This window comes from Blastococcus sp. SYSU DS0619 (assembly GCF_054051035.1).
The window spans coordinates 74,423-100,661 of the sequence record NZ_JBJHAM010000009.1 but is presented as its reverse complement, the minus strand read 5'-3'; the positions used below and the strand labels follow the sequence as shown (position 1 = coordinate 100,661).

The 26,239-nt window shown below is 74.9% G+C and carries 29 protein-coding genes; 13 read left to right on the top strand and 16 right to left on the bottom strand.

The annotated features are described in order from the left end of the window. Positions 1–5 precede the first annotated feature (5 nt). Positions 6–869: a lysophospholipid acyltransferase family protein gene (locus ACI79T_RS12555; protein ID WP_456610399.1), complete on the top strand. Its 864-nt coding sequence runs from the start codon at positions 6–8 to the stop codon at positions 867–869. 10 nt (positions 870–879) lie between these two features. Here the strand turns inward: ACI79T_RS12555 and ACI79T_RS12550 are convergent, their stop codons facing one another. Continuing rightward, positions 880–1,407 (bottom strand): GNAT family N-acetyltransferase, encoded by a 528-nt coding sequence (locus tag ACI79T_RS12550; RefSeq protein ID WP_456610398.1) that lies wholly within the window; start codon positions 1,405–1,407, stop codon positions 880–882. A gap of 226 nt (positions 1,408–1,633) precedes the next feature. On the opposite strand from ACI79T_RS12550, the gene ACI79T_RS12545 reads away from it, so the two are divergent. From ACI79T_RS12545 to ACI79T_RS12530, 4 genes are all read left to right on the top strand, one after another. Continuing rightward, positions 1,634–3,148 carry an amidohydrolase gene (locus ACI79T_RS12545; RefSeq protein WP_456610397.1) on the top strand — a complete coding sequence of 505 codons (1,515 nt, stop codon included), beginning with the start codon at positions 1,634–1,636 and terminating at the stop codon, positions 3,146–3,148. Between the two features lie 536 nt (positions 3,149–3,684). Beyond that, positions 3,685–5,340, top strand: coding sequence for an apolipoprotein N-acyltransferase (lnt, locus tag ACI79T_RS12540; RefSeq protein ID WP_456610396.1), 1,656 nt, complete (start codon positions 3,685–3,687; stop codon positions 5,338–5,340). Beyond that, positions 5,337–6,110 carry a polyprenol monophosphomannose synthase gene (locus ACI79T_RS12535; protein WP_456610395.1) on the top strand — a complete coding sequence of 258 codons (774 nt, stop codon included), beginning with the start codon at positions 5,337–5,339 and terminating at the stop codon, positions 6,108–6,110. The genes lnt and ACI79T_RS12535 overlap by 4 nt, the downstream gene beginning before the upstream one ends. A 63-nt stretch (positions 6,111–6,173) precedes the next feature. Beyond that, complete coding sequence (locus tag ACI79T_RS12530; RefSeq protein WP_456610394.1) at positions 6,174–6,671, top strand: FxsA family protein; 498 nt, start codon at positions 6,174–6,176, stop codon at positions 6,669–6,671. Between the two features lie 78 nt (positions 6,672–6,749). Here ACI79T_RS12530 and ACI79T_RS12525 read toward each other — a convergent pair whose 3' ends face one another. The 6 genes from ACI79T_RS12525 to ACI79T_RS12500 all read right to left on the bottom strand — a co-directional run bounded on the left by ACI79T_RS12525 (position 6,750) and on the right by ACI79T_RS12500 (position 12,335). Continuing rightward, positions 6,750–7,094 (bottom strand): RNA polymerase-binding protein RbpA, encoded by a 345-nt coding sequence (locus ACI79T_RS12525; protein WP_456610393.1) that lies wholly within the window; start codon positions 7,092–7,094, stop codon positions 6,750–6,752. 144 nt (positions 7,095–7,238) lie between these two features. Beyond that, positions 7,239–7,979, bottom strand: coding sequence for a thymidine kinase (locus ACI79T_RS12520; protein WP_456610392.1), 741 nt, complete (start codon positions 7,977–7,979; stop codon positions 7,239–7,241). 65 nt (positions 7,980–8,044) lie between these two features. Next, entirely contained in the window at positions 8,045–9,400 is a 1,356-nt protein-coding gene (locus tag ACI79T_RS12515; protein WP_456610391.1) for an MFS transporter, read from the bottom strand. Between the two features lie 52 nt (positions 9,401–9,452). Next, on the bottom strand, positions 9,453–10,346 hold the full coding sequence (locus ACI79T_RS12510) for a lysophospholipid acyltransferase family protein (protein WP_456610390.1): 894 nt from the start codon (positions 10,344–10,346) through the stop codon (positions 9,453–9,455). Beyond that, positions 10,331–11,107: a glycerophosphodiester phosphodiesterase gene (locus ACI79T_RS12505; RefSeq protein WP_456610389.1), complete on the bottom strand. Its 777-nt coding sequence runs from the start codon at positions 11,105–11,107 to the stop codon at positions 10,331–10,333. Before ACI79T_RS12505 ends, ACI79T_RS12510 begins: the two co-directional genes overlap by 16 nt. A 4-nt stretch (positions 11,108–11,111) precedes the next feature. Further along, positions 11,112–12,335 carry a MalY/PatB family protein gene (locus ACI79T_RS12500; protein ID WP_456610388.1) on the bottom strand — a complete coding sequence of 408 codons (1,224 nt, stop codon included), beginning with the start codon at positions 12,333–12,335 and terminating at the stop codon, positions 11,112–11,114. A gap of 73 nt (positions 12,336–12,408) precedes the next feature. Here ACI79T_RS12500 and ACI79T_RS12495 point away from each other — a divergent pair, with 73 nt between their 5' ends. Then, positions 12,409–12,816 carry a hypothetical protein gene (locus ACI79T_RS12495; protein ID WP_456610387.1) on the top strand — a complete coding sequence of 136 codons (408 nt, stop codon included), beginning with the start codon at positions 12,409–12,411 and terminating at the stop codon, positions 12,814–12,816. Between the two features lie 9 nt (positions 12,817–12,825). Here ACI79T_RS12495 and ACI79T_RS12490 read toward each other — a convergent pair whose 3' ends face one another. From ACI79T_RS12490 to ACI79T_RS12480, 3 genes are all read right to left on the bottom strand, one after another. Then, positions 12,826–13,056 carry a hypothetical protein gene (locus ACI79T_RS12490; RefSeq protein WP_456610386.1) on the bottom strand — a complete coding sequence of 77 codons (231 nt, stop codon included), beginning with the start codon at positions 13,054–13,056 and terminating at the stop codon, positions 12,826–12,828. A gap of 497 nt (positions 13,057–13,553) precedes the next feature. Beyond that, positions 13,554–13,928, bottom strand: coding sequence for a type II toxin-antitoxin system VapC family toxin (locus ACI79T_RS12485; RefSeq protein WP_456610385.1), 375 nt, complete (start codon positions 13,926–13,928; stop codon positions 13,554–13,556). Beyond that, entirely contained in the window at positions 13,925–14,170 is a 246-nt protein-coding gene (locus ACI79T_RS12480) for a type II toxin-antitoxin system Phd/YefM family antitoxin (protein WP_456610384.1), read from the bottom strand. Before ACI79T_RS12480 ends, ACI79T_RS12485 begins: the two co-directional genes overlap by 4 nt. 113 nt (positions 14,171–14,283) lie before the next feature. Here ACI79T_RS12480 and ACI79T_RS12475 point away from each other — a divergent pair, with 113 nt between their 5' ends. After that, a complete protein-coding gene (locus ACI79T_RS12475) occupies positions 14,284–14,757 on the top strand; it encodes a hypothetical protein (RefSeq protein WP_456610383.1) in 474 nt (157 codons plus the stop codon). Continuing rightward, positions 14,747–15,049 carry a transcriptional regulator gene (locus tag ACI79T_RS12470; RefSeq protein WP_456610382.1) on the top strand — a complete coding sequence of 101 codons (303 nt, stop codon included), beginning with the start codon at positions 14,747–14,749 and terminating at the stop codon, positions 15,047–15,049. The genes ACI79T_RS12475 and ACI79T_RS12470 overlap by 11 nt, the downstream gene beginning before the upstream one ends. Positions 15,050–15,051: 2 nt before the next feature. Here the strand turns inward: ACI79T_RS12470 and ACI79T_RS12465 are convergent, their stop codons facing one another. Continuing rightward, positions 15,052–16,140, bottom strand: a complete 1,089-nt coding sequence (locus ACI79T_RS12465; protein ID WP_456610381.1) for a DNA glycosylase AlkZ-like family protein — start codon at positions 16,138–16,140, stop codon at positions 15,052–15,054. Between the two features lie 50 nt (positions 16,141–16,190). Between ACI79T_RS12465 and ACI79T_RS12460 the strand changes: the two genes are divergently transcribed. Together ACI79T_RS12460 and ACI79T_RS12455 are read left to right on the top strand one after the other, a co-directional pair. Beyond that, positions 16,191–16,781, top strand: a complete 591-nt coding sequence (locus ACI79T_RS12460) for a hypothetical protein (RefSeq protein WP_456610380.1) — start codon at positions 16,191–16,193, stop codon at positions 16,779–16,781. 66 nt (positions 16,782–16,847) lie between these two features. After that, positions 16,848–17,210 (top strand): VOC family protein, encoded by a 363-nt coding sequence (locus tag ACI79T_RS12455; RefSeq protein WP_456610379.1) that lies wholly within the window; start codon positions 16,848–16,850, stop codon positions 17,208–17,210. Positions 17,211–17,247: 37 nt separating this feature from the next. On the opposite strand, the gene ACI79T_RS12450 is transcribed toward ACI79T_RS12455, so the two are convergent. Together ACI79T_RS12450 and ACI79T_RS12445 are read right to left on the bottom strand one after the other, a co-directional pair. Beyond that, on the bottom strand, positions 17,248–18,030 hold the full coding sequence (locus tag ACI79T_RS12450) for a hypothetical protein (RefSeq protein WP_456610378.1): 783 nt from the start codon (positions 18,028–18,030) through the stop codon (positions 17,248–17,250). Further along, positions 18,027–18,956 (bottom strand): ABC transporter ATP-binding protein, encoded by a 930-nt coding sequence (locus tag ACI79T_RS12445; RefSeq protein ID WP_456610377.1) that lies wholly within the window; start codon positions 18,954–18,956, stop codon positions 18,027–18,029. The genes ACI79T_RS12450 and ACI79T_RS12445 overlap by 4 nt, the downstream gene beginning before the upstream one ends. Positions 18,957–19,095: 139 nt before the next feature. Between ACI79T_RS12445 and ACI79T_RS12440 the strand changes: the two genes are divergently transcribed. Continuing rightward, a complete protein-coding gene (locus ACI79T_RS12440; protein WP_456610376.1) occupies positions 19,096–21,057 on the top strand; it encodes a response regulator in 1,962 nt (653 codons plus the stop codon). A gap of 61 nt (positions 21,058–21,118) precedes the next feature. Continuing rightward, on the top strand, positions 21,119–21,307 hold the full coding sequence (locus tag ACI79T_RS12435; protein ID WP_456610375.1) for a hypothetical protein: 189 nt from the start codon (positions 21,119–21,121) through the stop codon (positions 21,305–21,307). 38 nt (positions 21,308–21,345) lie between these two features. Here ACI79T_RS12435 and ACI79T_RS12430 read toward each other — a convergent pair whose 3' ends face one another. Next, complete coding sequence (locus tag ACI79T_RS12430) at positions 21,346–21,942, bottom strand: antibiotic biosynthesis monooxygenase (protein ID WP_456610374.1); 597 nt, start codon at positions 21,940–21,942, stop codon at positions 21,346–21,348. Positions 21,943–22,062: 120 nt separating this feature from the next. Here ACI79T_RS12430 and ACI79T_RS12425 point away from each other — a divergent pair, with 120 nt between their 5' ends. Then, complete coding sequence (locus tag ACI79T_RS12425) at positions 22,063–22,767, top strand: M50 family metallopeptidase (protein ID WP_456610373.1); 705 nt, start codon at positions 22,063–22,065, stop codon at positions 22,765–22,767. Positions 22,768–22,989: 222 nt separating this feature from the next. Here ACI79T_RS12425 and ACI79T_RS12420 read toward each other — a convergent pair whose 3' ends face one another. Both ACI79T_RS12420 and ACI79T_RS12415 read right to left on the bottom strand, forming a co-directional pair. Beyond that, the gene (locus tag ACI79T_RS12420; RefSeq protein WP_456610372.1) at positions 22,990–25,350 is read right to left on the bottom strand and encodes a glycoside hydrolase family 65 protein; all 2,361 of its coding nucleotides are present in this window, start codon (positions 25,348–25,350) and stop codon (positions 22,990–22,992) included. Next, on the bottom strand, positions 25,347–26,090 hold the full coding sequence (locus ACI79T_RS12415) for an HAD family hydrolase (RefSeq protein WP_456610371.1): 744 nt from the start codon (positions 26,088–26,090) through the stop codon (positions 25,347–25,349). The genes ACI79T_RS12420 and ACI79T_RS12415 overlap by 4 nt, the downstream gene beginning before the upstream one ends. Between the last annotated feature and the right edge of the window lie 149 nt (positions 26,091–26,239).

The window sequence follows — 26,239 nt, the reverse complement described above, 5'->3', positions numbered from 1 at the left end:
CGGCCATGTACACCGCGAGCTGGCGCGACGTCGTCCGCCCGGGGCTGTTCGGCGCCTCGCCCGACCCCCGGGACAAGCCCTACCGGTTCGTCATCCGGCTCACGCTGGTGGTCTTCCGGCTGTTCCGCTTCCGGTTCGACGTCCGCGGCGCGGAGCACGTCCCGCCCACCGGCGGCGCGATCATCGCCAGCAACCACGTCAGCTACTTCGACTTCACCTTTCTCGGCCTCGGCGCCCTCCCGCAGCACCGGCTGGTCCGGTTCATGGCCAAGTCCGCGGTGTTCGACAACTGGTTCGCCGGCCCGTTCATGCGCGCGATGAAGCACATCCCGGTCGACCGGAAGGCCGGCTCGGCGGCCTTCGAGGCGGCGGTGCGGGCACTCAAGGACGGCGAGGTCGTCGGGGTCTTCCCCGAGGCGACGATGACCACGAGCTTCACCGTGAAGGACCTCAAGGCGGGTGTGGCGCGCATGGCCATCGACTCCGGGGTGCCGATCATCCCGGCCGCGGTGTGGGGCGGGCACCGGGTGGCCACGCGGAACCGCCCGGTGCAGTGGCGCCGCGGAATCCCCGTCACAGTCGTGCTGGGGGAGCCGATCACGGCCGAGCCGGGGGAGAAGATCCCGGCGCTGCTGGCGCGGACCAGGACGGCCATCGAGGCGCTGCTGGACGAGGCGCAGCGCAGCTACCCCGACCAGCCGGCCGGCGACGACGACCGCTGGTGGCAGCCGGCCCACCTGGGCGGCACCGCCCCGACGCCCGCCGAGGCGGCCGCCGCCGACTCGGCGCGCGCCGCCGGGCGGGCCATCAAGGCCCGGCGGCCCTCGCCGGTCCGGCGCGTCACCCGGTTCCTGCGCCGCAAGCGGTGACCTGCGTGGATCACTCCACGACGGGCGGGGCCATGAGCCGGAACGCCTCCAGGTCGACGTCGTACCAGCGGCGCATGCGCCCGAGCGACGTCATCCCCAGCCGTCGGCAGACGGCCATCGACGGCGCGTTCCCCGGACGCACCACGGCGTAGACCTCCGGCAGCCCCAGGGCGAACCCGCGGTCGATGACCGCCCGCGCCGCCTCCGTGGCGTAGCCGTGCCCCCAGGAGTCCGGATGGAGGTGCCAGCCCACTTCCACCTCGCCGACCCCGTTCGGCAGCGGCTTGAGCAGGACCGTGCCGGCCGGGGTGCCGTCGGGCCGCTCGACGGCCCAGCACAGGAAGCGGTCGTCGAGCCGGTGGACCGCCGCCCAGCGGGCGACCAGTTCGGTGGGTGGCACCGAGGGCGCGCCCCCCAGCCAGCGGGTCACCTCGGGGCGGCCGTACATGTCGGTCAGCCGCGCGAGGTCGGCCGGCCCGGTGGTCCAGGGCCGGAGGCGCAGCCGCGCGGTCCGCAGCTCCTCCGCCACCGCCGCCATCGGTCCTGCCTACCGCCGGGGCGGGGCTCCGGCCACCCGGACCGGTCGCCACTGCAGTCGTGCGCGCCTGGTTGCAGTCACTGCACCGCCGGGGCGCCGGCGACACCTGGAGGAGGCCGCCGCCGGCCTCGTGGTCTGCTACTCCCGGCGCCGCCAGCGGGTCGGTGCCGGAGAACGGAGAGGTGGCGGCGACCGTGCGGATCGAGCGGGGCACCCGGGTGCCGGCATGAGGGTGCTGGTCACCGACGTCCGCGTGGGCGACCGCCCCGGACGGTCGCTGCTCGTCGTCGACGGCCGGATCGCGTGGACCGGCGACGCCGTCGGCGCACCACCGGCGGACCGGGTGATTTCGGGGGAGGGCGCCCTGCTGACCCCTGCCTTCGTCGACGCGCACGTCCACGCCACCGCCACCGGCCTGGCGCTCACGGGTCTCGACCTCCACTCGAGCCCGAGCCTCGCGCACGCCGTGTCGTCCATCCGGGCGCACGTGGCAACGACACCGGACGGCATCGTGCTGGGCACCGGCTGGGACGAGACCGGCTGGCCGGAGCACCGGGGGCTGACCCGGGCCGATCTCGATGCGGTGGCCGGGGACCGGCCGGTCTACCTGGCCCGGGTGGACGTCCACTCCGCGACGGTCTCGACCGCGCTGCTCGACCGCATCCCCGGGATCGCCGCGTTGCCCGGCTTCTCGGCCGACGGGCGGCTGCGGCTGGACGCGCACCACGCCGCCCGCCGGGCCGCCTACGGCGCCGTCGGCACGGCCCAGCGTCGCGCCGCCCAGCAGGCCACCCGCGCCGCCGCGGCGGCAGCCGGCATCGGCAGCCTCCACGAGATGGCCGGGCCGGAGGTCTCGTCGGCCGACGACCTCAGGGAGCTGCTGGGGCTGGCCGCGGCGGTCCCCGGGCCGCGCGTCCTCGGGTACTGGGGCGAGCTGTCGGAGCGGGGCGGGCTGGACCTGGTGCGCGAGCTCGGGCTCGCCGGCGCCGGGGGAGACCTGTTCTGCGACGGCGCCCTCGGCTCGCACACGGCCGCGCTGAGCGCCCCCTACACCGACCGGCCGGAGACCTCGGGGGCGCTCCGGTTCGAGACGGCCGCGCTGGTCGAGCACCTCCGTGCCTGCACCGTCGCGGGGATCCAGGCGGGGTTCCACGTCATCGGCGACGCCGCCGTCGACCAGGTCCTCGACGCCGTCGGGGCCGTGGTCGCCGAGCTCGGCGTCTCCGCCGTCCGCGCCTGCCGGCACCGGCTGGAGCACCTGGAGATGCCCACGGCCGCGGTCGTCGACCGGATGCGGGACTGGCACGTGGTGGCCAGCGTGCAGCCGGCGTTCGATGCGGCCTGGGGCGGGGAGACCGGGATGTACGCCGATCGGCTGGGCCGGGAGCGGGCACTGGCCACCAACCCGCTCGCCGAGCTCGCCGACGCCGGCGTGGCGCTCGCCCTCGGCAGCGACGCCCCGGTGACCCCCCTGGACCCCTGGGGCGGGGTGCACGCGGCGGTGGACCACCGGACCCCGGGAGCCGGGCTGCGGCCGTTCGACGCCTTCGACGCCGCGACGCACGGCGGCTGGTACGCCGCGCGCGGGGAGCACCCGGGCGGCCCGCTCGCCGTCGGCGCGCCCGCGGACCTCGCGCTGTGGGCGACGGACGGGGGGCTCTCCCGGGTCCTGGCCGACCGCGGACGACCGGACTGCCGGCTGCTCCTGGTCGCCGGCGAGCCGATCAGCCCTGCGGTGTGAGCGCCGCCGCACCTCCGGTCCTACAACGATCAGTAACGATCCGATCACAGTGCGACTCGGAGCCCTCCCGGGTCTCGATTCGCCGGGCCGCGGTTCTTACAGTCCCTGCAGTTCCTGACCGGAAGCACCGCAGCGCGCTTCCTCCTCGGGCACGCCCGGTCCCCCCGGCCGGCGTGGACCGGCTCCCGCCGGCACGCCGCCAGGCCGAGGGGGAGCGGCGGGCCCGCCGGAGGACGCGGCGCGGGCATCCCGGCGGAGCCTCCGTGGACCCGCGCCATCAGACAACGGTCGCGCCGCTCGCCGCCAGCGACCGGCCGTCCGGCCCGAAGGTGCGCCGCCCGCGGAGGGCTGCCGCCGGCGCGTCCCGGCCGGGGAGTCCGGAGCCCGGCCGGGCGCTGGCGGCGTACGCCCGCTCGCCCGCCGGGCCGGAATGGGATGCTGGGTCAGGACCGCGCGCGCACGCCGCGGTCCGGACCCCGTCCGAGCGGTGCGGGGAGGATCCGCCCGTCGGGCGGCTGCACCCGGGGAGGCGCTGCGTGCCCGCAGGCGATGGCGGGCCGGTGACGGGCACGCTGCCGCGTCCGGCCGGCCCGGGAGCACCCGGGCAGCCGGCGCAGCCCCCGAGCCCCTCCGACCGTTCCCGCCTGCCGTGGCGCACGCTGCTGGCCGCGGCCGGTGGGCTGTCGATGTTCCTCGCGTTCCCGGGCCACGACCTCTTCGTGCTGGCCGTCGGCGGACCCGCCGCCCTGGCGCTGGCCGTGCACGGGCAGCGCGTGCGCGCCGGCCTGTGGCTCGGCCTGGTCACCGGGCTGGCGTTCTTCGTGCCGCTGCTGTCCTGGACCGGCGTCTACGTCGGCTCGTTCCCGTGGCTGGCCCTGGCCGTCAGCCAGGCGTTGTTCGTCGCGCTCCTGGGCGGCCTCACCGCCGTGGTCACCCGGCTGCCGCTCTGGCCGCTCTGGGCCGCGGCGCTCTGGGTGGCCGACGAGGCCGTCCGCGGCCGCTTCCCCTACGGCGGCTTCCCGTGGGGTCGCCTGGGCTTCTCCCAGACCGACGGCCCGCTGCTGGCCCTCGCCGCCTACGGCGGGGTGCCGCTGGTCAGCTTCGCCGTCGCTCTCACCGGCACCCTGCTGGCCGCCGCCGTCCTAGCCGCAACGCGGGCGTGGCGGGCCGCGGACGGCCCGGCGGGGGAGCGGCGCACCGCCTCCCGACGGGCGCTGCGGACGGTCGCCGCCGCACTGGCGGTACCGCTGGTGGGAGGCCTCGCCTGGCTGCCGCTGGCCGGCGGCTCCCTGACCGCCGGCGGGGAGACCGCCACCGTCGCGGTGATCCAGGGGGACGTGCCCCGTGCCGGGCTGGACTTCAACGCGCAACGCCGGGCGGTGCTCGACAACCACGTCCAGCAGACGCTGCGGCTGGCCGCCGACGTCGCCGCGGGCCGGCGCGCGCAGCCCGACGTCGTGCTGTGGCCGGAGAACAGCTCGGACATCGATCCCTACCGCAACGACGACGCCGCCGCGCAGATCCAGCGCGCAGCCGACGCGGTGGGTGCACCGGTGCTCGTCGGTGCGGTCGTGGAGGGCCCGGGGGAGTTCGTGAGCAACACCGCGATCGTCTGGACGCCCGAGGACGGCCCCGGCGACACCTACGTCAAGCGCCACCCCGTGCCCTTCGCCGAGTACATCCCGGCGCGCGACTTCTTCCGCCTCTTCAGCGAGAAGGTCGACCTGGTCGGACGGGACTTCGCCGCGGGCGACGAGGTGGGCCTGCTCGACATCGGCGGCATCCGGCTGGGGGATCTCATCTGCTTCGAGGTGGTCTACGACGGGCTGGTGCGCGACGTCGTCGACGGCGGAGCGGGCATGCTCGTCGTCCAGACCAACAACGCGACCTTCGGCTACACCGACGAGAGCGCCCAGCAGCTGGCGTTGAGCCGGGTGCGCGCGGTCGAGTACGGCCGCACCGTCGCCGTCGCGGCGACCAGCGGCATCTCCGCCGTCGTCGCCCCCGACGGCACCGTCGTCCGGTCGTCGGAGCTGTTCGAGCCCGACGTCTTCGTCGAGGAGATCGCCCAGCGCGACGACCGCACGGTGGCCCAGCGGCTCGGCCCGGCACCGGAGTGGGTCCTGACCGCGCTGGGGCTGGGCGCGGTCGTCCTCGGTCTGGGCCGGCGTCGGTGGAGGGCGGCAGCGTGAGCGAGCGCGTACTGGTCGTCATCCCGACCTACGACGAGGTGGAGAACCTCGAGCGGATCCTCGAGCGGCTGCACGCCAGCGTGCCCGAGGCGCACGCCCTGGTCGTGGACGACGGGTCGCCCGACGGCACGGGCGAGCTCGCCGACCGGCTGGCCGCGGCCGACCCGCGCGTCCACGTGCTGCACCGCACCGCCAAGGCCGGCCTGGGGCGCGCCTACGTCGCCGGGTTCGGCTGGGCGCGGGAACGCGGCTACGACGTGCTGGTGGAGATGGACGCCGACGGCTCGCACGCCCCCGAGCAGCTCCCCGACCTGCTGGCCGCGCTGGCCGACGCCGACCTGGTGCTCGGCTCCCGGTACGTCGACGGCGGCCGGGTGGAGGACTGGCCGGTCCACCGGCTCCTGCTGTCCCGCCTGGGGAACCGGTACACCCGGTGGGTGCTGCGCCTGCCGCTGCAGGACGCGACCGGCGGGTTCCGGGCCGCGCGGGCCGAGCTGATCGACCGGCTGCCCTTCGACGAGGTCGCCAGCGCGGGCTACTGCTTCCAGGTCGACTGGGCCTGGCGGGCGCTGCGATCCGGCGCCCGGATCACCGAGGTGCCGATCACCTTCACCGAACGCGCCCACGGCCGGAGCAAGATGAGCGGTTCGATCGTTAGGGAGGCGTGGGCCCGGGTGACGGTGTGGGGCGTGCAGGACCGGCTGGCCGACTGGCTGCCGGGCCGCGTGCGTCCACCGGCGGCCGGTGCGGCCGGGGACTCCGGACCGTGACCCGCGCCCGGCGGGACCGCCGCCGGGCGAGCACGAGCCGGGCAACCGGGAGGAGGAACCGTCGTGGCTGACGTGGTGCGCCGACGGCTGCGCGTGGTGGTCGGGCTGACCGCACTGGCGGAGCTGGTCGTCTTCGTCCTGGTGGCCGCCTGGATCGGCCTGGGCTGGACGATCGTGGCGACCCTGGTCACCAGCGCGCTGGGCTGGGTGCTGCTGGCCCGGCAGGGCCGGCGGGCGCTCGCCGACCTGCGGGAACGGGCCCGGTCGCACGAGCGCGCGGGGCGGGAGCTCGGGGACGCCGGGCTGGTCGCCGTCGGCGGCCTGCTCATGGTGCTGCCCGGGTTCCTCGGTGACCTGCTCGGGCTGCTGTGCCTGCTGCCGGGCACCCGCGGCCTGGTGCGCCGTGCCCTGATGCGCGTGGTGCTCGCCCGGCTGCCCGACCACATGCGCGGCCCGGTGCGCGTGGGCAGCACCCGTGCCGCGCCGGTCGACCCGGACGGCGCGGATCGGCCGCTGGTCATCGAGGGGGAGGTCCTCCGGGACCCCGACAGCCGCAGCTGACTGCCGCGACCGGAGCCCCCGGACGCGGAACGGCCCCGGTGGATCGCTCCACCGGGGCCGTTCGCGGTCGTGCTGGGGTCAGCTGGCGCGGGTACGCCGGCCGCGGAGCACCTCGAGGCGCTCGGCGAGGACCTCCTCGAGGTCCTCGACGCTGCGGCGCTCGAGCAGCATGTCCCAGTGGGTCCGCGGGGGCTTCACCTTCTTGGGAGTCGGCTCGGTGCCCCCGACCAGCTTCGCCCCGGAGCCGTCGAACTTGCACTCCCAGGTGTCGGGGAGCTCGGCGTCGTCGGCGAACGGCACCGTGAACAGGTGCCCCGAGGGGCACCGGTACTCGGCGTACTGCCGCTCGATCGGCGCGGTGTTCCGCTCGGTCTCGTAGCTGACGCTGCCCAGTCGGCTGCCGCGCAGGGAACGCTCGCCCATGGCACACCGTCCTCTCGTGCTTGTGTCGGTCGGGGACTCGACGTCCGGTGCCCGGGCAGTACCCAGTCATCGTGGAGTCAGAGAGATGAACGACGGAAAAGGCGGAGAGATTCCGCCGAATCGGCTGTTCATCATCGCATGGGGTCAGTTCCCGGGCTCGCCCGCCCCCCGCACGGGTGAGGAGGCCGCCCCCGGCAGGGCCAGCTGCCCCGGTCCGGCGGCCGTGGGGCCCAGCTCGCCGCGGACGTAGTGCCGCCGGCACAGCACCTGGTACCGGACGGCGGGGGAGGAGCCGGCGACCTCGCCGGGCAGCTCGGGCGGCGCGGTGTCGGCGACCACGACGGTCTCCCCGGAGCGGACCATCACCCCGTCGACCACGCGGGCGTTGAGCAGCCCGGGCAGGCCGCACCAGCACAGCACCTCGACCTGGATGCGCTGGACGTCGTCGGCCACCTCCAGCAGCCGCCGGGTGCCGGGGAACAGCCGCGCCCGGAAGTCGGTGGTCAGCCCGAATGCGTACACGTCGACGTGGGACTCGTCGGCGAGCTCCGCGAGCTGGTCGACCTGGTCGGGCGACAGGAACTGCGCCTCGTCGACGATCAGGTAGTCCACGCGGTGCCCGGCGGCCCACCGATCGCGGACCAGCAGCCGCAGGTCGGTGCCGCCGTCGATCTCGACCGCCGCCCGGCTCAGGCCGACCCGCGAGCTGATCTGCGGAGCGGCCGACCGGTCGCCCTGGGTCACCAGCATCCCGTACCGGCCCTGCCGGCTGTGGTTGTGGTCGACCTGCAGCGCGAGGGTGGACTTCCCGCAGTCCATGGGGCCGTGGAAGAAGCGCAGGTGCGCCGGCGCGGGGTGCCGCCGGCGGTCTCCCGAGGCCGGCACGGACGACGGCGCCGGCAGGACGGGGGAGCGGCCTTCTCCCGGACCCGATGAGCCGGATCCGGGGCTCACAGCCGCTCCGGCGGCGTGTTCCCGGCGGCCAGGACCGCGCGCCGGATCGGCAGGGCCGCCAGGGCGATGAACCCGCCCACGAAGAAGACGACAAGGCTGACGATCGCCAGCCGGTAGGAGCCGGTCAGCTGGTAGGTCAGGCCGAAGGCCAGCGGGCCGAGCCAGCTGGTGCCGCGGTCGCTGATCTCGTAGAAGCCGTAGTACTCGGCCTCCTTGCCCGCCGGGATGAGCTGGCTGAACAGCGACCGGGAGAGCGCCTGGGTGCCGCCCTGCACGAGGCCGATGACCGCGGCGAGGGCGTAGAACTGCGCCACCGCCCCGGTCTGCAGGAAGAACGCGGCGAACAGCACACCGATCCAGGCCACGAGGGCGCCCAGGACCACCCGCCTGGCCCCGTAGCGCCCGGCCAGGCGGCCGAGCCCCAGGGCGCCGAAGATCGCCACCACCTGGACCATCAGGATGGCGCCGGTGAGCACGTCCTGGGCGAGGTCGAGCTCCTCGGTGGCGTAGACGGCGGACAGCGAGATGACGGTCTGGACGCCGTCGTTGAACAGCAGGTAGGCCCCGAGGAACCACAGCGTCAGCGGGAAGGCGCGCATCTCCCGGAACGTCGTGGCCAGCTGCCGGAAGCTGCTGCCCGACCGCCTCGCGGACGCGGCGACCGGGCGGTTGCGCAGCCGGGACACCGAGAACAGGGTGAAGGCGCCCCACCACAGCCCGGCGGTGGCCAGGCAGATCCGCACCGCCTCACCGGTGGTCAGCCCGAGGTCCTCGGCGGCGACCACGAGCCCGAGGTGGACGGCGAGCAGGAGGGCCCCGCCGACGTAGCCGAAGGCCCAGCCCCGGCTGGAGACCAGGTCGCGCTCGTCCGGCCCGGCCAGGTCGGGCAACCACGAGTAGTAGACGACGGTCGCGGCACCGAAGGCGATGTTGGCGACGACGAACAGCGCCGCTGCCAGCAGCCACCGACCGTCCCCGGCGAAGAAGAGCGCGGTCGTGGCCAGCGCCCCCAGGGCGGCGAAGCCGGCGAGCATCTCCCGCTTGCGGCCGGTGCGGTCGGCCACCGCACCGGTCAGCGGCAGCACGAGCACCTGCAGGACCACCGACGCCGAGAGCACGTAGGAGAACCAGCTGCCGGCCGCGATCGACAGGCCGAGGAACGACAACCGCTCGTCCGGGCCGGCGGCATCCCGCGCGATCGCGGTCAGGTAGGGGCCGAGGAAGACGGTCGTCACCGAGGTGTTGAAGACCGACATCGCCCAGTCGTAGGAGTACCAGCCGAACCGCTCGCGCTTCAGGGCGCGGTCGGCGGGGAGCACGGCGGGGCCGGCCGTGGACGGGGCAGTGGTCACCGCGGCAGGGTTCCAGTCCGGTCGTGGCCGGTCCAGCACCGGCACCGTGCGGTCACGGGATGTCCTCCGGGACGATCCCGCCGGGGAAGGCGGCGACGGCGGTCGTCGGGCGCGTCGGGTCCACGAAGGCCGGGGCGTCGAGCTCGCCGGCGCGCAGCTGCCGCAGGCCCCGGGTCAGCGCTGCGGCGATGCGCGTGCGGGCCCGGTTGGCGTCACCGACGCGGCCCATCGCGAGGTCGTCGAAGTGCACGGGCGGGCCGACGTGCACGCGCAGCGCCGGGCGGCGGAACACCGCACGGACGGCGGTTCGCAGCTTGCCCCGGTCGTTGCCGTACTGCAGCACCTCGTGGGCCCCCCACTGGCTGACCGGGATGACCGGCACCCGCAGGCCGAGCGCGAGACGGGCCATGCCGGTGCGGCCCCGCTCGGGCCAGAGGTCCGGCGCCAGGCCCACCCGGCCCTCGGGATAGGCGACGACGTGACCGCCGTGGACGAGAGCCACCTCGGTCACCCGCACCGCCTGCCGGGCCAGCTCGGTGCCGCGCTCGACGCGGATGGTGCCGGCCCGCTCGAGCAGCGGGCCGGCGACCGGCGCCGAGATGATCCCGCCGGTCGCCATGAACCGCGGCGTGACCCCGAGCCGGTGCAGCGCGACGGCGACGACGGCCGGGTCGAAGTCGCCGATGTGGTTGGCGGCCAGCAGCAGCGGCCCCCGGCGCAGCTCCTCGGGGATGGTCCCGGTGACCTCGATCCGGCCGAAGAGGCTCACCAGCCAGGAGAACCGGCGCAGCAGGAACTGCCAGAACCACCAGGGCGGCGCCATGGCGATGGCGAGCTCCCGGGCGAACCACTCGGGGTCATCCGGTCGGACCAGCTGTGCGAGGTCCTCCGGCAGGGGAGGCGTGCGCGGCCGCCAGTCGCGCAGCCGGCTCACCGCGGCGCCCACTGGCCGCGCTTCTCCAGCACCTCGCGCAGCATGGCCGGCCGGTCGGTCATGATCCCGTCGACCCCGAGGTCGAGCATCGCCTCGGCCTCGGCGGGGTCGTCGACGGTCCACACGTGCACCTGCAGGTCCCGGGCGTGCGCGGCGGCGATGAACCGCTCGTCGACCAGGGCGCGCCCGCCGAGCTGGAGGGGCACCTGGGCGCAGCCGGCCGAGATGCGCACCAGCCCGGCCGCCCGGGGTGAGTAGGACGACAGGCGCAGCGCCGCCACCCCCCGGGGCCCCAGGGAGGTGCACACGGTCGGGCCGAACAGCCGCCGGGCGGCCGCGACCCGGGCGTCGGAGAACGAGCCGAGGCAGATCCGGTCGGCGACCTGCATGCTCCGCACCAGCCGGACGAGCGGAGCCAGCACGCCCGCGCCCTTGATGTCCAGGTTGAAGCGGACGTCGGGCCACGCGCCGAGCAGGTCCTCCAGCCGCACGATCGGCGCGCGGCCACCGATCCGGGCCTCGGAGATCTGCGCCCACGTGAGGGAGTCGATCCGCCCGCTGTGGTCGGTCACCCGCTCCAGCGTCGGGTCGTGGAAGGCGATGAGCACGCCGTCGGCGGTCACCTGGACGTCGGTCTCCAGGTAGCGATAGCCCAGCTCCACGCACGCCTCGAAGGCGGGCATGGTGTTCTCCAGGTGCTCGATGGCGCCGCCCCGGTGCGCCATGGCCAACGGCGTCGGCGCGTCGAGGTAGGCGAACCGCGCGGCAGGCACGCGTTCACGCTAGTGGCAGCCCCGCGGGCCCGTGCGGGCCCCTGTTCGGGTCGGGGAGAGCCGCGACCATCCGGTCCACCAGGGCGGTCAGCACCGGGCGGGGCGTCGCGAAGTTCAGCCGCACGTGGCCGGCTCCGGGGGCACCGCACTCCGTGCCCTCGACGAGTGCGACGCCGGCGTGCTCGAGGAAGAACCCGCCCGGCGGCCCCGGGAGCCCGAGGTCCCGGCAGTCGAGCCAGGCCAGGTAGGTGCCCTCCGGCGGGTCGAACCCGATGCCGGGCACACGCTCGGCCAGCCGGTCCACCAGCAGCCGGCGGTTGCCGTCGAGGTAGCCGAGGACGGAGTCGAGCCACCCCCGGCCCCGGTCGTACGCGGCGGTCGCCGCCAGCACCCCCGGCGTCGAGGCACCGTGACCGGCGAGGAAGCCCACCCCGGCCCAGTGGTCCGCGTCGGCCTCGCTGCTCAGGATCAGCTGCGCGGCCTTGAGGCCCGGCAGGTTCCAGGCCTTCGACGCCGACGTGGCGGTGACGGTGTGCCCTGCCGTGACGGGGGAGAGGGAGGCGTAGGGCCGGTGGACGGCGCCGGGCAGCACGAGGGGCGCGTGGATCTCGTCGGCGAACACCCGCCCGCCCGCACGCTCGACGACGTCGGCGAGCGCCAGCTGCTCCTCGGCCGAGAACACCCGGCCCAGCGGGTTGTGCGGGTTGCAGTGCACGACCAGGTGGCCACCCGCCGCCAGCGCCCGGGCGATCCCGTCCAGGTCGTAGGTCGCCCGGCCGTCGCGGCGCACCATCGGCACCTCGAGGATCTCCCGCCCGAGCAGGCCGGGCACCTGCAGGAACGGCATGTAGGCCGGCGTGGGCAGGACGACCGGGCTCCCCGGCGGGGTGAAGTGCTCGATCGCCGCCTGGAGACCGGCCAGCACGTCGGCCAGCGGGGTCACCCACTCGGCGGGCACCGTCCACCCGTAGCGGTCGGCCTGCCACCGCGCGCACGCCCGGGCCATGTCCGCGGCGGCCTCCGGGGTCAGGTAGCCCAACCGGCCGGCGTCCACGGCGGCGTGCAGCGTCTCCGTGACGGCCGGCGCCGTCCCGAAGTCCATCTCGGCCACGAAGGCGCCGGTCGCCGTGCCGTACCGGGTCCACTTCAGGCTGCCGGCGGCGCGCAGCCCCTCCTCGCTGAACGAGTCGAAGACCGGGGAGAGGTCCTCGGCGGTCCGTTCCTCCATCGCAGGCCCCTTCCGCTCGCCGTCCTGGCGTGTCACCCGAAGCTGTCGGTGGTGACGTCTACCGTGCGCAGACGTGGCACAGCAGCACGCGTCCGGCAGTCTGACCTCCGTCCCCGTCGCACCCCTCCCCAGCCGGGGGAGCGGCGAGCAGCGGCGGTGCGGCTGGTGCCGGCGGGTCCTCCCTCAGCAGGGCTCGGTGGGGCGGCCCCGGCTGTACTGCGGCCAGGCGTGCCGCCAGCGCGCCTACGAACAGCGCTCGGCGACGGCGAAGGCCGGCCTGCCGGGCGACGTCGTCCTGGTCTCCCGGGCCGAGCTCGACGGGTTGCAGGACCGGTTGTACCAACTGCGCTGCGCTCTCGAGGACGTCCAGACGATGCTGCAGGAGCGCCCGACGAAGGCCGAGCTGGAGCGCTCGCTGGCCGACCTCGTCCACTCGACGGGTCGGCTCGACCGGCTCTGGGTCACCGAGCGCTCCAGCTGAGCTCCGGGGTCAGTCCGGGTCCTGGGTGTCCTCGTCGAGGTTCTGCCCGACCTCCGGGTCGCTGACGTCCGGGAAGTTGTCCCGATCAGCGTCCTCCGGGTCGACCGTCTGGACCGTCTCGTCGGTCGATCCGTCGCTCCGGTCCGTTCCGGCCGGGTCACCGCAGGCGGTCAGCGTGGCGGCTCCACCGAACAGTGTCAGCGAAGTCATCAGTGCGGCGAACGGTCGTCGGATTCTCATGCCTCGACCCTACGAACGCCGACCGCCAGCCGCCCGTCGAACGACCGACACCACACTGCTTACGTCACAGTGACGTATTAACGGTGGTGTGGCCGGGTCGGGGGACGTGGCCGGCCCGACGGGATCCGACCTTCCGAGGGCACGATGTCGGCACGGCGGATCGAGGGCCGGGGTGGTCGTGATGATCATGGTCGATCCAGTGAAGATCAACTTCGGGGGAGCGACACCTGCCGAGCAACCCGTCCGACCATGGACGCCGGCCGGCCCAGCGCGTGACGGGCGGCCGCCGAGCCGAGGTGGCACGAACCGCGCGGTCGAGGCAGCGACGTGGCGGACGACGCTCGCTCACGCGGACGGCGCCAGCTCACTCGTGCGGCGACGTGCGCGCATGTCGCCGCGGCGCCAGGGACAGTCGACAAGATCGACAACCCCTTCCGCCACCTGTATCCATAGCGCCGATAATCGACGTTATGTCAACTAGTCGGGGCTGACGCCCCCTACCCGAGCACCAGGACGCCGTAGTCGGCGAAACGACGGTCGGCCGTCACCACGACCAGTCGTCGGCGTGCCGCCTGGGCGATGAGCATCCGGTCGAACGGATCATCGTGGTGGCGCGGCAGCGCTCCGGCGGCCAGCCCGTCCTCGACGGTGACCGGCAGCTCGTCGAACCCCTGGCGGTGCAGTTCGTCGGCCAGCCCCTCCGGCAGGTCCAGCTTGCCCAGCGCCGACTTGATCGCGATCTCCCACGCCGACACGGCCGACACCGCAACGGCAGCCCCCGGCTCCGCGATCGCCTCCCGCATGGTCACGGTGAGCCGAGGGTCGTCGGCCAGCCACCAGAGCAGCGCGTGGGTGTCGAGCAGCAGCGTCACGGGCCGGCGTCACCGCGGAACGCGGCGAGCACCGCCTCCGGCGTCTCGTCGAAGTCGTCGGCGATCCGGATCCGCCCTCGCAAGGAGCCCGGCACGCGCCGATCGGTGCGTGCTCCGGCGGCGACCAGTCGGGCGACCGGCTTGCCGGCACGAGCGATGACGACGTCCTCCCCCGCCTCGACCGCCTCCAGCAGCCGGGACAGGTGCGTCTTGGCCTCGTGCACGTTCACGGTCCTGGTCACTCAGACATGATTCCTAGCTAAGTCTGACTAAGTCAATGGCTGGCAGGGTCGCCGTCGCGCCGCCCCCAGCCCGAGTGTTGCCATAGGGGAAACCCTGCCCTACTGTTTCCTTCATGGAAACTTCGAACGGTGGATCGCCGTCACCTCAGGAAGCCCGGGAGACCCTCGCTCAGCTCGGGAAGGACGAGGACGCCGTCCGGTACCCGCCGATCCCCCGGTGGTTCTTCGTCGTGGGGGCCGCCGTGGTCGCGGGGGTCACCCTCGCGCAGCTGCTTCCGCCCAGGACGGCGGCCATCGTGGTGCTCCCCCTGGTGGTGCTCATGGGCCTGCTCGCCCATCGCTACTGGTTCAACGCCGACGGGGTCACCGGCGCGTCGGTCACGTTCACCGACATGGTCCCGTACCTGACCGTCGTCCTGGGGACCTTCGCGGTGTGCTGGCTCGTCGACGGGACCACCGGCGCCTGGTGGATCTGGTTCCCCGGTGCCGCCGTCACCGCGGGCGCCGTCCTCGTCACCGGCTTCCGCTACGTCCAGGAGTACGGGGTCCCGGAGTACGGGGTCCAGGAGCACGGGCATGGCGACTGAGACGCCGGCCTTCGACGAGGTCATCCACGCCCCGCACCGGCTGCGCATCTGCGCGATGCTCAGCGCCGCCCAGAAGGTCGAGTTCGGGGCGCTGCAGCAGAAGCTGGACATCTCGAAGTCGGCACTCAGCAAGCACCTGACCCAGCTCGCAGACGCCGGTTACGTCACTCAGGAAAAGGGGGTCCGTGATTCCCGCAGCCGTCTCTGGCTGGCGCTGACCGCCGACGGCAAGCAGGCCTACCGGGGCCACGTCCGCGCCCTGCAGGAGATCGTCGCGGCCGACGGCGGCTGAGCTCAGCGGGCGCCATCGGCGAGAGCCAGCCCGAGCCAGCCGGCGAGGTCCTCGATCTCCGCCTGCACCGCCTCCCGGACGGTCGCGGTGAACGGCACGTCCTCGTGGATCGCGTTCACCACGAGCCTGCCTCCGGTGCGGTCGGCGGTGACGTCGAGCTTCCCGACGAGCCGGTCGCCGTGCAGCACGGGGAGGGCGAAGTAGCCCCAGCGCCGCCGGGCCTTCGGCTTGTACATCTCCAGCACGTACTCGAAGCCGAAGAGCTCCTGGGCGCGCAACCGGTCGTGCACCAGGCGGTCGAACGGGGACAGCAGCGCCGTCCGCCCCTGGAACGGCCGACCGAGAGCCGCGGGGTCGACCCGCCACGTGCCGGGAACCCCCTCGACGACGGCGGGCTCCCCCGCGTCGCCGACGTCGACCGGCTCGCCCGGGACGGAGGCGCCCTTCTCCCGTGCGATGCCCAGGGCCCGCAGCCGGCGGTCCGCCCGGATCCGCCGGGCCTCGTCCTCCGGGACGACGGGGACCGCAGGCGGGTAGACCCGGTCGGCGACGTCCCACAGCCGCTGCCGGCCACGCCGGCCGGCGATCGCCACCTCGCCCCTCATCATGAGGAACTCGAGCATCTGGGTGACGTTCCGGTCGTGCGTCCAGCCCGTGGAGGCCCACGGGACGGTGCTCGTGTCGGGGATCTCCCGGGAGAGCAGCGGCCCCGACGAGCGAAGGCGGTCGACGACGTCCCGCCGGAACGACTCGTTGGCCTGGAGCCACTGCCGGGGCGCTTCCCGGCTGGGCCAGCGGGCCATCCCGGCGAGGAGGAGCCCGATGTCCTCCATCGGCCGGATCAGCGCGTTGTGCTCCACGAGGCTGCGGTTCCCGAGCGCCCGGGTCAGGTGCTCGGGCCGGTAGCCCCGCCCCAGCCTGCTCCAGGCCACCAGGTCGGCGCTCGGGGCGACCGCCGCCGTGGGGTCGACCTGCACGAGCGTGAGGTGCCGGACCGCCGCCAGGAGCCCGCCGGGGCGCCCCGCGTCCAGCAACTGGGCGCGCACCGCGATCGCCCGCGCCTCGTCCCGGTCCAGCCGGTGCACCGTCATCTCGCGGACGGTAGCGGCGCCCGCGCGTCCGCGGGGACGATGATCGGGGCATGCCCCGCACCTGGACCCACGTCGGCCGCTGCTGGACCGACGGTGAACCCTTCCTCGCCCTCGACGGCGAGCTGCTGCCCTCCTGGCGCGGACTCAGCGACCAGGCGTACGAGGCCCTGGCGCCGCGCCTCGACTACTCCCTGACCGGCATCCCGGTGGGTGCCGGCACCGCCGCGCTGGTCCTGACCGATCCGGAGATCGGCGACGAGGGGTGGCTGGAGGTGTTCCGCGCCGAGGACGGCAGCATCGCCGTCGTCCAGGCGGACGCCGGCGACTACCGGGGCACCCTCGACGCCGCCCTCGCCTTCCCGGCGGGCGACGAGCAGACCGGCGAGACGGTGTCGGTACCCAGCGGACGGCTGGCGTTCATCAGCGCGGCGCTGGACGGCACCGGCGAGAACGGCGCCTTCCTCCTGCCCGAGTCCCCCGGCCCGACGCCGGACTCCGCCGTGCCGGACGAGGACGCGGCCACCGATACGAGCCCGCTGTTGGTCGTACCCCCGGGCGCGTTCCGGCTGTCGGTGCGCTGGCGCACCGAGCTCTACGCGGATGCCGTCTTCGCCCGCTGGCTGTTCACCCGCGAGGGCTGACCGCTCACTTCCCGCGGGCACGGCGGTCCATCCTGCTGCCGGACCACCTACCTCCCGGGAGCCCGCATGTCGCCCGCCATCACCCCGATCCTCGTCACGCCGGACCTCGAGCGGCTGCGCTCCTTCTACGTCGGCCTGCTCCAGGCGGCGGAGACCGAGCGGTTCCCCGAGGAGGGCCCGCTGTTCTACCTGGGACTGCGCGTGGGGAACTCCGGGCTCGGCCTCACCGCCGACGTCGCGGTGGACACCGGCACGCCGGGCCGGGTGCTGCTCAGCATCGAGGTGCCCGACGTCGACGGGGCCCTCGCCCGCGTCGCCGAGCTCGGCGGCTCCGCTCCGTCCGGATCGGCCGACATGCCCTGGGGCCAGCGCGTCGCACACGTCACCGACCCCGACGGCAACGCCCTCAACCTGACCCAGCAGCTCTGACCTGCCGCTCCGCCGACCGGTGGAGCGGCAGGCGGGCTCAGGCGACCTCGCTGCGCTGCACCCGGACCCACCCGGCGACCAGCGGAGCGAGCAGCCACAGCGCCGCCGACGTCCCCACCTGCAGCCAGCCCTGACCGTCGAGCTCCCCCGCGTACATGGGACCCGTGGTCGTCGACAGGTCCAGCCAGTCGCGTACCCAGTCCAGCGCCCCGACCGTGGTCACCAGCACGGTGAACGCCGTCGGCAGGGCGAAGTACACGACGATCGCCAGCGGCGAGCTGAGCAGCAGGAGCCCGAACGCGACGCCGACGAGGACGTTGAGCACCTGGACCAGGAGCACCTGGACCACCTGGTCCGCGCCGAGCGACCACGAGGTCGGGTCGTCCGTGAGCACCGGGGTGAGGGCCGCGGCCAGAGCCGCGGCCGCACCGCCGGCCACGATGCCGAGGACGGCCAGCAGGACCGCCGCGCCCAGCTTGGCGACCAGCACGCGGGAGCGCTGCGGCACCAGGGCGAAGGTGGTCAGGGCGGTGCGCTGCGACCACTCGCTGGTGACCAGCAGGATGCCGAGGACCGGCAGCAGGACGGCCACCGGCAGGTGGGCGGCGCCCAGGTACTCGGCGAGCGTCTTCTCCGGCGCCTCCCCGAAGAACAGGACGAGGGCGGGGACGGCGAGCGCCAGGACCGCGATGGCCACGAGGAGCCAGGCACCGGCGCGGGTGTCCGCAGCCTTGCGCAGCTCGACGGCGACCAGCGTGGGCAGCGACGGGGCCGGCACGTCGACGGCCGGAGCGGCGGGAGCGGGGGCGGTGGTGGTCACGAGTGGGCCTCCTGCACCGGAGCGGGGGTCGGGACGGCGCCGGCGGGCTCGCCGGCGTGGGTGAGCGAGCGGAAGAGCTCCTCGAGCCCCGCACCGGAGGCCGGCCGCAGCTCCAGGAGGGGGATCCCGGCCCGCGCGGCCGCCAGTCCCACCGCCTCGGGGTCGGCGCCGGCCAGGAGGGCGTCGTCCGCACCCGGGTCGACGTCGATCCCGGACGAGGCGAGAGCCTGCTGGAGCGCCTCTCGTTCGCGGGCCCGGACGACGGTGCCGGCGCCGGCCAGCAGCTCCTCCTTGGTGCCCGAGGCGACCAGCCGGCCGCCTGCGATGACGACCAGCCGGTCGGCGACCGCCTCCACCTCCCGCAGCAGGTGGGAGGAGAGCAGCACCGTGCCGCCGCGGTCGGCGAACCCGCGCAGCAGCCCCCGCATCCAGAAGATGCCCTCCGGGTCCAGCCCGTTGGCCGGCTCGTCGAGCACCAGGACCTGTGGATCGCCCAGCAGCGCGCCGGCCAGCCCCAGCCGCTGCCGCATGCCCAGCGAGTACTTCCCCACCCGCTTGCCGGCCGCCGCCCCGGCGAGCCCGACCAGGTCCAGCACCTCGCCGACCCGGGACCGCGGCACGCCGAGGACCATGGCCGAGAGGGTGAGCACCTCGCGTCCGGTCCGCCCGGAGTGCTGCGCGCCGGCGTCGAGCAGCACGCCGACGTGCCGCCCGGCGTTGGGCAGCTCCCGGTAGCGGCGGCCGGCGATGGTGGCGGAACCGGCGGTCGGCTCGGCCAGCCCGCACAGCGCGCGCAGCGTGGTGCTCTTGCCCGCCCCGTTGGGGCCGAGGAACCCGGTGACGGTGCCGGGCGGGCAGCTGAAGGACACGTCGGAGACGGCCTGCTGCGTGCCGTACCTCCGGGTCAGGTGCTGGATCTCGATCACCGGGTCACCCTGTCGTCCGGGCCGTCCTCCAAGCATCGGCCGCCGGTCGGCGATCCCCCGACCTAGGTCTGCCCCCGGCGAGGGGGACGTCGACCTTCGTCGGTGCCGCGACGGGCCCTTCCGCCCGTAACCTCACGTCGTGAGCGCGGTGACCGACCGGGAGGGGCTACGGCCCCCCGGCGTGGACCACCCGTCACTGGTGCCGGCCCTCCTCCTCGCCGACTCGCTCTCCCCCGGGACGGGGCCCGCGCCGTCGCACCGCCGGGTACGACGCTCGGTGCGCGACTGGGTCGTCGACGTCTCGCTGTTCCTGCTCTCGCTGGGCCTGGGGCTGCTCTTCATCGCCGAGGCCGCGAGCCGCCGGGACCCGCCCCCGGACCTGCTCCTGCTCGCCGACCTGGTCGCAGGGACGCTGGCCTGCCTGCTGCTGTGGGGCCGGCGCCGGTGGCCCGTCGGCGTCGCGCTGGTCCTCGCGGCGATCGGGACGTTCTCCGACATGGCGGCCATCGCCGTCATGACCGCCCTGTTCACCGTGGCCGTCCACCGCACCTGGCGGACCGTGGCCGCCGTCGCCGCGGCGAACCTCGCCGCGCTGGCGGTCTACGTGCAGCTGCGCCCGGACCCGGAACTGCCCTGGCCGGTGTTCACGGCACTGGGCGTCGTGCTGCTCGCCGCCGCCACCGCCTGGGGCATGTTCGTGCGGGCCCGGCGCCAGCTCGTCGTGTCGCTCCGCGAGCGGGCCGCCCGCGCCGAGGCGGAGCAGCGGCTGCGGGTCGCGCAGGCCCAGCAGTTGGAGCGCACCCGCATCGCCCGGGAGATGCACGACGTGCTGGCCCACCGGCTGTCGCTGCTGAGCATGCACGCCGGCGCCCTGGAGTTCCGGCCCGATGCGCCCGCTGCCGACGTGGCGGCGGCGGCCGGGGTGGTGCGCGCCAGTGCCCGGCAGGCCCTGGAAGACCTGCGGGCGGTCATCGGCGTGCTGCGCGAGTCGGCCGAGCCCGGTGCCGTCGAACGTCCACAGCCGACGCTGCGGGAGCTGCCGGTGCTCGTCGAGGAGTGCCGGCGGGCCGGCCTTCGGGTGCGGGCCCGGTACCGCGTGCCCGAGCTCGGCGGAGTGCCGGCGGCGACCGGGCGCGCGGCCTACCGGGTGGTGCAGGAGGCGCTGACCAACGTGCGCAAGCACGCACCCGGCACCGTCGCCGACGTCCTCGTCGAGGGCACCGCGGGGACCGGGCTCACCGTCGAGGTGCGCAACCCGCTGGCCGTGGCCGGGCCGGCGCCGCCTGCCCTGCCCGGCAGCGGTACCGGGCTGATCGGCCTGCTCGAACGGATCAGCCTTGCCGGAGGCACCCTGGAGCACGGCTGGACCCCCGAGGGCGAGTTCCGCCTGCGCGCGCCTCCCGTGGCCGTCCCCGGTGGCCGCCGCGTGAGCGAGGAGGCCCCCGACGTCCGGGTGCTGGTCGTGGACGACGACCCGCTGGTGCGCGCGGCGCTGGCGATGGTCCTCGGCGGCACGCCGGGCCTCCGGCTGGTCGGCGAGGCGGCCGACGGTGACGAGGTGCCCGCCGCCGTGGCCGCGACCGACCCCGACCTCGTCCTCATGGACATCCGCATGCCGCGCGTGGACGGCCTGGCTGCCACCGAGCTCCTCCAGGCGGGCGGGACCGGCCCGCAGGTCATCGTGCTGACCACGTTCGACGCCGACGACCACGTGCTGCGCGCCCTCCGCGCCGGGGCCAGCGGGTTCCTGCTCAAGGACACCCCGCCGGCGTCGATCGTCGACGCCGTCCGCCGGGTCGCCGACGGCGAGCCGATGCTCTCCCCCACCGTGACCAGGCAGCTGATGGCGCACGTCGCGGGCGCCGCGGCACCTCGCGACGACGCCGGCGACCGGGCCCGTGCGTTGCTGGCGCGGCTCAGCGAGCGGGAGCAGGAGGTGGCGCTGGCGGTCGGGCGCGGGCTGTCCAACGCCGGCATCGCCGCCGAGCTCTACATGAGCGTGGCGACGGTCAAGGCGCACGTCTCCCGGCTGCTGGTGAAGCTCGAGGCGGCCAACCGGGTGCAGGTCGCGCTGGTGGTGCACGACGCCGGCCTGCTGTGACCCGGTTCCGGCGGCCGCGGCCGGGTAGCGGACGCAGGGACCGAGCGACCCAGGAGGACCCATGACCGAGGCCCGACCCGACACCGACGACCGCCGCGAGCCGGGTGGCACGCCCGCGCCCGGCCCGGACAACCTGACCGACCGCCCCGTGGGGCCCGGCGACGACGGCGCGGCGCGCGCCATTCCGGGCGCCTATCAGGCCGACGAGGCCGAGCAGGAGCGCGGCAAGGCGGTCAAGCCGGGCAACTGACCGGGCGGGCGGGGCCGGGCGACCCCGGCACCGCTCCCCTACCGGTCGCGCCAGCGACGGCCCTGGAGCCACCACTGCAGCCGCGCGGTGATCCACGGCAGCAGCAGGTAGGTCATGACCGGCGTCAGGGCGAGCGTGATCACGAGGACCCGGAGCACGACGTGCGCGTCGGCGAGCGCCGCCCCCAGGGTGAGCGTGGCCAGCAGGTTCACCGGGAAGAAGACCAGCCAGATGGTGACCGCCTGCTTCCACCGCGGCGGCGCGGCCACCGACGGTTCGGGGTGCACCACCTCGGCCACCGGCGAGTCGAACCAGCCCTCGATGCCGGTGCGCCGCTCGGTGCGGGTCACCTCGGCCAGGCCCTGGGCCGACCGGAGCCACCACTGCCGCTCCGGGGACGCCTCCCAGGCGGTCAGGGTCGGCTGGTCGGCGAACCGGGCGAGCATGTGCCACTCGTCGGCGTCGCGGCGGGAGCGGACCCAGCCGGCGCCGAGGAACCCGGGGAAGCTCTCCGCCATGCTGAGACCGGCGCGGATCCACGCCGTCATCTCGCGGGCGTGCGCCGGGTCGGCCCGGCGCGTGAAGGACACCGTCACCGGGAGGTCGTCCCGGGTGACGGAGGCTGACGTCGTCATCCCTCCAGGATCGGGCCTGCACCGCTCCCCCGCGTCCCCCGCGCCGGTGTGAGACCCGCCTCCTCCGACACCCCGGCCACTCCCCGGGACCTCCCAGGTGCGTGCGGTTGACTGCCCTGCGTGGAGGTCCTCGCCCGCTTCTGGGCCCGCGTGACGGCGACCGTCCCGGAGATCTCCACGGCGGTGCTGGTCGCCACCGCGGCCGCCGCGGCCCTCCTGGTCCTCTCCCCCGCCCTCTGGCGCCCGGCCCGCAACGTCGTGACCATCGCCCACGAGGGCGCCCACGGCCTGGTGGCGCTGGCGGCCGGACGACGGCTGGCCGGCATCCGGCTGCACTCGGACACCTCGGGCCTGACCGTCTCCGCGGGCCGGCCGACGGGGCTGGGCATGGTGCTCACCTGTGCCGCCGGGTACACCGGACCGGCCCTCTTCGGGCTCGGCGCCGCGGCGCTGCTGGCCGCCGGTCACGCAGTCGGGCTGCTCTGGGCGCTGCTGCTCCTGCTCGCTCTCCTGCTGGTGCAGATCCGCAACTGGTACGGCCTGTGGTCGGTACTGGTCACCGGGAGCATCGTCTTCGCGGCCACCTGGTGGCTGCCACCGGTCGGTCAGTCGGTGTTCGCCGCGGTCGCCACGTGGTTCCTCCTGCTGGCCGCCCCGCGCGCCGTGATGGAGCTGCAGACCGCCCGCCGGCGCCACGGCGCGCCGGATTCGGACGCCGACCAGCTGGCCCGGCTGACCCGGGTACCCGCGCTCGTCTGGGTCGGGGTGTTCCTGATCCTGGATGTTGCTGCGCTCGTCCTGGGCGCGAGGTGGCTGCTCGGCTGAACCCCGTCATACACCGTTCGTTGTTGGGGATAACGGTCGAGCGTGGAGCCGGACCGTCCCCCTCCCTCCCGCAGGGCCGATCCCCTGGCGCGCTCGGCAGCAGGCCTGCGGGTGGTCCGTCTCTGCCCAGGCAGGCCGGGCAGAGACGGACCACCCACGACGCAGGTGCTGGCGGGGACCTCGCCGGGAGGGGACACCGGTCCCCCGCGGAAAGGCCCGGGTTCAGCCCCGCGAGCGGCGCCGGGGCTCGCACCCCGGGGGCTGGCGCACCGGCTCCACCTGCGGGGGCGGCGGCACGTCGAGCACCACGTCGTCGTGGTCGATCCGCACCTGCCGACCGTGGTGCCGGATGTCCAGCGGATCGCCGTCGACCAGGCGGTAGGTGGCCCGGTCCGGCGTCACGGTCACGGTGAGCTTGCGGCCGCGGTAGACCACCCGGAACCGCAGCCGGCTGATCCGCTCGGGGAGCCGCGGCGCGAACGCCAGCTGCCCGCCGTGGTCCCGCAGCCCGCCGAACCCGGCGACCGCGACCGTCCAGCCGCCCGCAAGCGAGGCGATGTGCAGCCCGTGCCCGGAGTTGTGGTGCAGGTTCTGCAGGTCGGTCAGCGCCGCCTCGGCCCAGTACTCGTAGGCCAGCTGCAGGTGCCCGGTCTCGGCGGCGACCACGGCCTGCTGGGTGGCCGAGAGCGACGAGTCGCGGGTGGTGCGCGCCTCGTAGTAGGCGAAGTCGGCGATCTTCTCCTCGAGCGTGAACGCGTCACCCCGCAGGTGCAGGGCCATCACGAGGTCCGCCTGCTTGACGACCTGCTTCCGGTAGATCTCGAAGTAGGGGTAGTGCAGCAGCAGCGGGTAGTGGTCCTGCGGCGTGCCGGCGAAGTTCCACTCCTCGTGGTGGGTGAAGCCGTCGGACTGCATGTGCACGCCGAGCTGGGTGTCGTAGGGCACCGCCATCAGCGACGCCGCCCGCAGCCACTCCTCGACCTCCTCCTCGGTGACCGACAGCCGGCCGGCGACGTCGGGTTGCCGGCGCACCGCCGCCGCGGCCTCGCGCAGGTTCCGCTGCGCCATGAGGTTCGTGTAGACGTTGTTGTCGACCACGGCGGTGTACTCGTCCGGCCCGGTCACGCCGTCGATCCGGAAGCCGTGCTCGGCGTCGAAGTGCCCGAGCGACGCCCACAGCCGGCCGGTCTCGATGAGCAGCTCCGCGCCGTAGTCGCGGTCGAAGGGCTCGTCGAGGGTGGCGTCGTGGTAGCGGACGACGGCGTCGGCGATGTCGGCGTTGATGTGGAAGGCCGCGGTGCCCGCCGGCCAGTACCCGGAGGTCTCCTCGCCGCGGATCGTCCGCCACGGGAAGGCGGCGCCGCGCAGCCCGAGCACCCGCGCCCGCTCGCGGGCCAGCGCCAGGGTGGTGTGCCGCCACACCAGCGCGTCACGGGCGGCGTTCGGCGCGGTGTAGGTGAGCACCGGCAGCACGTAGGTCTCGGTGTCCCAGAAGGTGTGGCCGTCGTACCCGGGGCCGGTGAGCCCCTTCGCCGGGATCGGCTGGCGCTCCGCGCGCAGCCCGGCCTGCAGGACGTGGAACATCCCCACCCGCACGGCCTGCTGGAGCTCGTCGTCGCCCTCGATCTCGACGTCGGCCTCGGCCCAGTGCTGGTCCAGCAGCTCGCGCTGCTCGCGCAGCAGCCGGTCGAAGCCGGCCAGCTTCGCGGTGGCCAGCGCGGCCTCCACCTGGTCGCGCAGCGCCGCCTCCGAGCGGCGGGACGACCAGCCGTAGGCCAGGAACTTGACCAGCCTCAGCGAGCCACCCGGCGGGATGCGCGCGGCCAGGGTGTACCGGGCGAGGTCCCCTCCGGCCTCGATGTCCTCGGTGCAGCTGTCCGGGACCTCGATGAGGTGGTCCATGCCGGCGGCCATGCGCAGCCGGCTGCGGCGGGTGCGGTGCACCAGCACCGCGCGCCGGCCGCGGCCGGCGGCCAGCTCGCACTCCAGCGGACGGGCGAGCGCGGCGGCCGCACGGGGATCGCCGTCGTCGGCGGGCGCGCCGTCGTCGTTGGCCAGCAGGTCCGACTGCAGGGCGACGTAGAGGTCGCCGAGGTCGTCGGTGACCTCGACCTGGTACTCGATCGCCGCGATGGAGCGCCGGGCCAGCGACACCAGGCGGGTGCTGGTCAGCCGCACCGTCCGGCCGCCCGGGGAGCGCCACTCGGTCGACCGGCGCAGCACCCCGGCGCGCAGGTCGAGCGTCCGGCGGTGGTCGATCACCTCGCCGTAGTTCAGGTCCAGCGGCGAGTCCTTGACCAGCAGCCGGATGAGCTTGCCGTCGGTCACGTTGACGACGGTCTGGCCCATCTCCGGGAAGCCGTACCCGGCCTCGGCGTAGGGCAGCGGCCGCTCCTCGAAGAAGCCGTTGAGGTAGGTGCCCGGCACGACGACCGGCTCGCCCTCCTCGAGCGAGCCGCGCATGCCGAGGTGCCCGTTGGCCAGCGCGAACACCGACTCGTGCACGCCCAGGCTGGCGTGGTCCAGCCCGACCTCGGTCAGCGCCCAGGGCTCGACCGGGAAGATCGCCCGGCCTTCCGTCACGACCGTTCCAGCAGCTCGGCGAGGTCGGTGACGACGACGTCCGCCCCCGCCTCCCGGAGCCCGTCGGCGTGCCCGACCCGGTCGACGCCGACGACGTGGGCGAAGTTCCCCGCGCGGCCGGCGGCCACCCCGGCGAGGGCGTCCTCGAAGACGACCGCCTCACCGGGGGCCACGCCGAGCGCCCGGGCGCCGGCGAGGAAGGTGTCGGGGGCGGGCTTGCCACGCAGGCCGTCACGCTTGGCGGTCACGCCGTCGATCCGTACGTCGACCAGGTCGGCGAAGCCGCCGACGGAGACGACGTGCTCGCCGTTCGCCGACGCGGTCACGACCGCCGTCGCCAGCCCGGCCTCCCGCGCCGCCCGCAGGTAGCGGACCGACCCCTCGTAGACCTCGACGCCGTGCTCGTCGAGCTCGGCGAGCACCAGCACGTTCTTCCGGCCGGCGACCGCCTGCACCGTCTGGGCGTCCGCCGGATCCCCAGGGTCGCCCTCGGGCAGGGTGATGCCGCGGCTGGCCAGGAAGTCGCGGACGCCGTCGGCGCGTGGCTTGCCGTCGACGTGGCGGTTGTAGTCCTCCTGCGTGAACTCCGGCGCCGCCGGGTCACGGGCTCGCAGGAACTCGTCGAAGGTGCGCTTCCAGGCCGCCATGTGCACCGTCGCCGTCCGGGTGAGGACGCCGTCGAGGTCGAACAGGCAGGCCCGGACGCCGTCGGGGAGGCCGACCGATCGCGGAGAGGACACGCCGCGACGCTACCGGCGGCGTGCACCGCGCACGTGTCGGGACGGCGGCGGGACCGTGTCGGGGCCGCCGACGGGCGCCACCGGGCACCGCTGCCTAGGGTCCGGGAGGAACGCTCCGGCGCGACCCGAGCAGCCGGTGCACCGCTACC

What these genes read in the sequence shown, in the direction of transcription:
- ACI79T_RS12555 (WP_456610399.1), top strand. Translation starts at nt 6, where the DNA reads ATGTACACCGCGAGCTGGCGCGACGTCGTCCGCCCGGGGCTGTTCGGC.
- ACI79T_RS12550 (WP_456610398.1), bottom strand. Translation starts at nt 1,407, where the DNA reads ATGGCGGCGGTGGCGGAGGAGCTGCGGACCGCGCGGCTGCGCCTCCGG.
- ACI79T_RS12545 (WP_456610397.1), top strand. Translation starts at nt 1,634, where the DNA reads ATGAGGGTGCTGGTCACCGACGTCCGCGTGGGCGACCGCCCCGGACGG.
- ACI79T_RS12525 (WP_456610393.1), bottom strand. Translation starts at nt 7,094, where the DNA reads ATGGGCGAGCGTTCCCTGCGCGGCAGCCGACTGGGCAGCGTCAGCTAC.
- ACI79T_RS12500 (WP_456610388.1), bottom strand. Translation starts at nt 12,335, where the DNA reads ATGGAGGAACGGACCGCCGAGGACCTCTCCCCGGTCTTCGACTCGTTC.
- ACI79T_RS12490 (WP_456610386.1), bottom strand. Translation starts at nt 13,056, where the DNA reads ATGAGAATCCGACGACCGTTCGCCGCACTGATGACTTCGCTGACACTG.
- ACI79T_RS12475 (WP_456610383.1), top strand. Translation starts at nt 14,284, where the DNA reads ATGGAAACTTCGAACGGTGGATCGCCGTCACCTCAGGAAGCCCGGGAG.
- ACI79T_RS12470 (WP_456610382.1), top strand. Translation starts at nt 14,747, where the DNA reads ATGGCGACTGAGACGCCGGCCTTCGACGAGGTCATCCACGCCCCGCAC.
- ACI79T_RS12465 (WP_456610381.1), bottom strand. Translation starts at nt 16,140, where the DNA reads ATGACGGTGCACCGGCTGGACCGGGACGAGGCGCGGGCGATCGCGGTG.
- ACI79T_RS12460 (WP_456610380.1), top strand. Translation starts at nt 16,191, where the DNA reads ATGCCCCGCACCTGGACCCACGTCGGCCGCTGCTGGACCGACGGTGAA.
- ACI79T_RS12455 (WP_456610379.1), top strand. Translation starts at nt 16,848, where the DNA reads ATGTCGCCCGCCATCACCCCGATCCTCGTCACGCCGGACCTCGAGCGG.
- ACI79T_RS12435 (WP_456610375.1), top strand. Translation starts at nt 21,119, where the DNA reads ATGACCGAGGCCCGACCCGACACCGACGACCGCCGCGAGCCGGGTGGC.
- ACI79T_RS12430 (WP_456610374.1), bottom strand. Translation starts at nt 21,942, where the DNA reads ATGACGACGTCAGCCTCCGTCACCCGGGACGACCTCCCGGTGACGGTG.